The organism is Polaromonas sp. P3_C2 (assembly GCF_056402675.1).
Genome location: NZ_JBFUGX010000237.1, coordinates 1 through 6,031 on the forward strand (window position 1 = coordinate 1; position 6,031 = coordinate 6,031).

Here is a 6,031-nt window from a genome sequence, read left to right on the forward strand (position 1 = left end):
CCTGGGAGCGCTGGATTTGAAGCTGCGCGAGCACATGAAAGTCGAGCTCAAGCAACTGCAAGCGGCCTTCGGCACCACCTTTGTCTACATCACGCACGACCAGTCCGAGGCATTGGTACTGTCCGACCATGTCGCGGTCATGAATGCCGGCAGCTTTGAGCAGGTGGGTACACCGCAAGAGCTGTACTACCAGCCGCAAACACCTTTCGTCGCGGRCTTTGTGGGCGCCAACAACAAGCTGCAAGGCAATGCTGCTGCGGGCGCAGAGCCCGGCAACGCGGTGGCGCTGACAACCGGCCAGGGCCTGGCCATGCGGGCCCGCGCAGTCGGGAAAATCCTGACCGGCCAAGCCGTGCAGGCGTTTGTGCGGCCCGAAGCGATCAGCCTGGCCCGCGACGCCGCTGAGCTGCCCGCTGACCACACCGCCTACGCGGGCCAGGTTGAGAGCCTGCTCTTCGACGGCGCAAACTCGGCCATATTGCTGCGCGAAACCACCAGCCGCACGGAATTTCGCATCGCGCTGCCGCAGACCGGCCGCTTTGCCGACTTGCGTGTCGGTGAAACGGTGGCCTTCAGCTTCGACCCCGCACAAGCCACCTGTTTTGGGACAGCCGGCGCCTAGCGCCTGCAGATCATGCAAGCCGCAGCCGCCATGCCCGCAGCAAATGCCGGATCCGCATCGGCGCAGGCCAGGCTCATCCTGCTGTTGTTGCTCGCGCCGGCGCTGATCTGGCTGGTGGGCCTCATCGTGTTGCCGCACATCGACCTGGCCATCCTGTCGCTGCGCGAACGCATCGCACCGCGGCAATATGCACCCAGCATCGCGCAGTACCGCACTTTCATCGACGAACCGCTGTACTGGCACACCTTTGTGCGCACCGCCGTCATGTCCATCCTGGCCACGCTGATCACACTGCTGCTGGCGTTTCCCATCGCCTGGACGATTGCCAAGCTGGTGCGCGGCCGTGCCAAGTCGCTGCTGCTGGTGATGTGCCTGATCCCCTTCTGGGTCAGCGAAACCGTGCGCACCCTGGGCTGGATGATTCTGCTGCGCGAATCGGGCGTGCTGCCCGCCGTGCTGGTGCAGCTGGGCCTCACTGATGCACCTGTAGAGCTGCTCTACCGCGACGCCACCATCCTGGTCGGCCTGGTCTATACCTCCATGCTCTTCATGGTGGTGCCGCTAATCAGCGCCCTTGAAAGCCTGGACGACACGCTGATCGAAGCGGCGTATGACCTGGGCGGCAACGGCCCTTCCATCCTGCGGCAAATCGTCATTCCGCATGCCGCGCCCGGCATCCTCGCCGGCTGCATCGTGGTCTTCATGCTGACCTTGGGCAACTACCTCACGCCCACCTTGCTGGGCGGTAAAAATTCGCTGTGGTTTACCGAGCAGATTTACACCCAGTTCATCACGCGCTTTAACTGGGAGCAAGGCGCGGCGTTTGGATTTTTGCTGCTGGGTTTGTCAACAGCGATCGTCTGGCTTGGCCTTAAATTAACGGGCCAGAAATTCGGCGAAGTCATGCGCCGGTCATGATGAAGGGCACTGCATGATCGCCTCCCTGCCCCGCCCCGCCTGGCTGCGCGCCGGCACCGTGGCTTATGCCCTGGCGTTTTTTGCTTTCCTGTTCCTGCCGCTGGTGGTGGTCGCGGTGTTTGCCTTCAACGACGCACCCTATCCGGCGCCGCCCTGGCGCGGCTTCACGCTCGACTGGTTTTTTGGCAGCAAGTCCGGACGCACAGGCCTTTTTGCCGATCGCCCCATGCTCGCCAGCCTCTGGACCAGCGTGGTGGTGGCCGGCTGGGTCACGCTGCTGGCGGTGCTGGTGGGCACGACCAACGCTTTTTTGATTGAGCGCAGCCGCTTTCCGGGCAAACAAGCGCTGTCGATGCTGATGCTGGCGCCGCTGGTGATTCCCGGCGTCATCCTGGGTATTTCGATCCTGGCCTTTGCCAGCCGCCTGGCGCAGTTTGCCGACGACTGGTGGGGGCTGGAGCTGGATTTCCTGCGACCAGGGCTTCCGCTGGTGGTGCTGGGCCAGTTTTCCTACATCGTGTCCATCGCCACGCTCATCATTTCGGCCCGCCTGAAACGTTTTGACATCACCCTGGAAGAAGCCGCCTACAACCTGGGCGCCTCCCGCGCCGCGGTCTTCGCCACCATCACCCTGCCTTACCTGAAACCCGCGCTGATCGGCGCTGCAGCGATCTCGTTTTTGATGTCCTTCGAGAACTTCAACACCACGCTGATGCTGGTCGGCTCGGACGCGCCGTTGACCGTCATGATGTACGGCCGCATGCGCGAGGGCGCCACGCCGGTGCTCAATGCCGTCAGCCTGTTCCTGATGCTGGCCTCGGCGGCCCTGGCGCTGACCCTGCTGCGCAAGCCCGCCGACAGCCCTGGCGCCTGAAGCGCCTGAAACAGTCCAGGCCGCCCCAAAATCGGGCTCGAATCGAGCCCAGACTGCGCAGTAACAGGCGCTTTACAAAGCCCCCTACGCCTATACCCAAATCACGTGCACGGATGCACAAATCGTGATACGGTGCAACTGTAAATACGGGGCCTGAAGCAGGTTTTCACGCCCGGTGGTATCAGCCCGGTTTTGACATTGACCTCACAGGTGAACGGATGCGCAGGCCAGCCCTTTACAGCAGTTCAAACCGTCCGGCGCAGGGCGCGGGTGATGCCCAGACGCAACCGCCCGAGCAGGCTGCCGGCCCAGACGGCGCCATTCCAGCCCCCGCACCTTCCCGCTTCCCCCGCGCCTCCCGCCTGGCCAAACGGCTTGCCCAAAACCAGCTTTACCTGCTCTGGTCGGTCGTCGGCCTGCTGGCCCTGCTGCTGGCCATCAGCTTTGCCTCCCCGCTGCGGCCTGCGGCCCGCAAGCTGACGCAGGAAGACATCAACGCGGCCGTCCTCAAAACGCTGGAGACCACAGTCCTGCCCTCCCCCGGCACCCGGGCTTATGACACCATCATCCCCTCCGTCGTGCGCATCGTGGGGCTGGGTAAAGACAAGGACGGCAAGGAAGATGGCGAGCGCAGCGTGGGCACCGGCGTGGTCATCGTCGACAAGGGCATCATCCTGACCAACCTGCACGTGGTGCAGGGCGCAACAACCATCAAGGTCACATTCGCAGACGGCCTCGAATCCACCGCCAGCATCACCGGCGTGCAGCCCGAGAACGACCTGGCCGTGCTGCAGGCCCACAAGATCCCCGACGACCTGATTGCCGCCACCATGCGCTCCACCGCCGACCTGGCCCCCGGCGACCAGGTCATGGCCGTGGGCTACCCCTTCGGCATAGGCCCCTCGGCCTCGCAGGGCGTGATCTCCGGCCTCAAGCGCAACTTCCGCTCGCCCGAAGGCAAACAGATGATGAGCAACCTGATCCAGTTCGACGCCGCCGCCAACCCCGGCAACTCCGGCGGGCCGCTGGTCACCATGGACGGCGAAGTGGTCGGCATCGTGACCGCCATCTTCAACCCCAACCAGCAACGCACGTTTGTCGGCATCGGTTTTGCGGTGCCGATTGAAAACGCGGCCTCGGCCGCCGGCATGCCCCCCTTCTGAAGACTTTAAGGACATCGACGCATGGAACAGCACACGCCCGAACATTCCGCCACCGGCCATGACGCCACCGCGCTGCTGATGGAGCAGATCCTGTATGAAGTCAAACGCGTGGTGGTGGGGCAAGACCGCTTTCTTGAACGCGTCATGGTCGCCATCCTGGCGCAGGGCCATTTGCTGGTGGAAGGCGTTCCCGGCCTGGCCAAGACGCTGACCATCAAGACGCTGGCCAACACTGTGCAGGGCAACTTCAAGCGCATCCAGTTCACACCCGACCTGGTACCGGCCGATCTGGTGGGCACACGCATCTACAACCAGAAAACCGGCGAGTTCACCACCTCGCTCGGGCCGGTGTTTACCAACCTGTTGCTGGCCGATGAAATCAACCGCGCGCCCGCCAAGGTGCAGAGCGCGCTGCTGGAAGTGATGCAGGAGCGCCAGGTCACGATTGCCGGCATCACCCACAAGGTGCCCGAACCCTTCCTCGTCATGGCCACGCAAAACCCGATTGAAACCGAAGGCACCTACCCGCTACCCGAAGCGCAGGTCGACCGCTTCATGATGAAGGTGCTGGTGGACTACCCGACCGACGAAGAAGAATTCGTCATCGTCCAGCGCGTCACCGGCCCGGCCGTCGCCGTAAGCGCTGTCGCCACCACCGAACAGCTGGCCGCGCTGCAGGCCGAATGCCGCCGCATCTACGTCGACCCCTCGCTGGTGCAGTACGCCGTGCGCCTGGTCTCGGCCACACGTAACCCGACCAAGCATGGCCTCAAGGATTTGCAGCGCTTCATCACCTTCGGTGCCAGCCCGCGCGCCACCATCAACCTGACTGAAGGCGCCCGCGCGCTGGCCATGTTGCGCGGACGCAGCTACGCCCTGCCCGAAGACATGACCGACCTGGTGCCCGACGTGCTGCGCCACCGGCTGGTGCTGTCCTACGAGGCGCTGTCTGAAGGGTTGTCGGCCGACGGCCTCGTCGCGAAGATCATGGCCAAAATCCCGCCTCCAGCAAAACCACTAGAGCATGAAAAACTCGCCGCCTAGAAATGTGAGCCCCCACGCTCCGCCGCTTCGCGGGTCGCTGCCCCCCGAGGGGGCCGCCCGCCTGCGGCCCGGCAAAGCCGGTTCCGCGGCTCATGCTGGTTTCGGAGGATCGCCATGAGCGCACCTTCATCCAACGCAGAGCAGTTGCTGCGCCGGCTGGAGTGGACCGTGCTGCGCCGGCTCGACGGCCTGCTGCAGGGCGACTACCGCACCTTGCTGCGCGGCACCGGCATGGACCTGGCCGACCTGCGTGAATACCAGCACCACGACGACGTGCGTCACATCGACTGGAACGTCACTGCCCGGCTCGAGCAACCCCATGTGCGCGTGTTTACCGAAGACCGCGAAATGAGCGCCTGGTTCCTGCTGGACCTGAGCCCCTCGATGGACTTTGGCTCCAGCGAGCTGCGCAAGCGCAATGTGTCCGCTGAATTTGTCGCCGTGCTGGCCCGCATGCTGACGCGCCACGGCAACCGCGTGGGCGCCATGCTCTATGGCTCCGGCGTTGATGCCGTGATTCCCGCACGCGGCGGCCGCCACCACGTGCTGCATTTGCTGCACACCCTGCAGGCCCGGCCCGAAACCACAGACCTCGGCCCTACACGCCTGCACGAGTTGCTCGAGTCCGCGGCCAGCTTCATACGCAGGCGCTCCACCGTGTTTGTGGTGTCCGACTTCATCAGCGAACCCGGCTGGGAAAAGCCGCTGGGCCAACTCGCCCGCCGGCATGAAGTGGTCGCCGTGCGCCTGCTCGACCCGCTGGAGCTGGACTTGCCCGACCTGGGCCTCATTCCCATCCGCGACGTCGAAACCGGCGAGCAACTGCTGGTCGATACCCACGACGCGGGCTTTCGCAAACGCTTTGCACGCATCGCCGCCCAGCGCGAGGCCGAGCTGCGCCAGTCGCTGGCGCGTGCCGGCGTGGACACGCTGGAGCTTTCCACCGACGACAACCTGGTTGACGCCATCCTGCGGTTTACCGAGCTCCGCAAACGGCGCAGCCGTACATCAGGCGCCAACGCAGCAGGCGGCAAGCTGCCGGCCCACCTGAAACACGCCGCCTGAAGAAGCCGCCAAGGAACATCCATGAACTTCAGCTGGTTGACCTCTTTCATGTCAAAGCTTCCCCTGCCGACTTTCCTCTGGCCGGAATTTTTGTGGCTGCTGCTGGCCATTCCCCTGCTGGTGGCCGTGTATGTGTGGCTGCTGCGCCGCAAGAAAAAAATGGCGCTGCGCTACGCCAGCCTCTCCATCGTGCGCGAAGCCATGGGCCGCGGCCAAAGCTTTCGCCGGCATGTTCCGCCCCTGCTGTTTCTGCTATCCGTCGCCGCCATGCTGGTGGCGGCGTCACGCCCCTTTGCCGTGATCAGCCTTCCCTCGCAGCGCGAAACCATCATCCTCGCCATGGAC

General features: G+C 64.3%; 7 protein-coding genes. All 7 read left to right on the plus strand.

Annotated features, from left to right (window positions below; genetic code table 11):
* Positions 1–622 (plus strand): ABC transporter ATP-binding protein (locus AC1DWI_RS11550; protein WP_477724868.1); only part of this gene is annotated, 622 nt, incomplete at its 5' end.
* Between the two features lie 12 nt (positions 623–634).
* Positions 635–1,540, plus strand: a complete 906-nt coding sequence (locus AC1DWI_RS11555; protein ID WP_477669715.1) for an ABC transporter permease — start codon at positions 635–637, stop codon at positions 1,538–1,540.
* Between the two features lie 13 nt (positions 1,541–1,553).
* Entirely contained in the window at positions 1,554–2,414 is an 861-nt protein-coding gene (locus AC1DWI_RS11560; RefSeq protein WP_477669716.1) for an ABC transporter permease, read from the plus strand.
* Between the two features lie 218 nt (positions 2,415–2,632).
* Entirely contained in the window at positions 2,633–3,577 is a 945-nt protein-coding gene (locus tag AC1DWI_RS11565) for a S1C family serine protease (RefSeq protein WP_477669717.1), read from the plus strand.
* 21 nt (positions 3,578–3,598) lie between these two features.
* Positions 3,599–4,621 (plus strand): AAA family ATPase, encoded by a 1,023-nt coding sequence (locus AC1DWI_RS11570; protein ID WP_477669718.1) that lies wholly within the window; start codon positions 3,599–3,601, stop codon positions 4,619–4,621.
* A 114-nt stretch (positions 4,622–4,735) separates the two neighbouring features.
* Positions 4,736–5,686 (plus strand): DUF58 domain-containing protein, encoded by a 951-nt coding sequence (locus AC1DWI_RS11575; RefSeq protein WP_477669719.1) that lies wholly within the window; start codon positions 4,736–4,738, stop codon positions 5,684–5,686.
* Between the two features lie 21 nt (positions 5,687–5,707).
* Positions 5,708–6,031 (plus strand): BatA domain-containing protein (locus AC1DWI_RS11580; protein ID WP_477724869.1); only part of this gene is annotated, 324 nt, incomplete at its 3' end.

Bases quoted from the DNA above. Each gene is read 5' to 3' on its own strand.
- AC1DWI_RS11555 (WP_477669715.1), top strand. From the start codon at position 635: ATGCAAGCCGCAGCCGCCATGCCCGCAGCAAATGCCGGATCCGCATCG.
- AC1DWI_RS11560 (WP_477669716.1), top strand. From the start codon at position 1,554: ATGATCGCCTCCCTGCCCCGCCCCGCCTGGCTGCGCGCCGGCACCGTG.
- AC1DWI_RS11565 (WP_477669717.1), top strand. From the start codon at position 2,633: ATGCGCAGGCCAGCCCTTTACAGCAGTTCAAACCGTCCGGCGCAGGGC.
- AC1DWI_RS11570 (WP_477669718.1), top strand. From the start codon at position 3,599: ATGGAACAGCACACGCCCGAACATTCCGCCACCGGCCATGACGCCACC.
- AC1DWI_RS11575 (WP_477669719.1), top strand. From the start codon at position 4,736: ATGAGCGCACCTTCATCCAACGCAGAGCAGTTGCTGCGCCGGCTGGAG.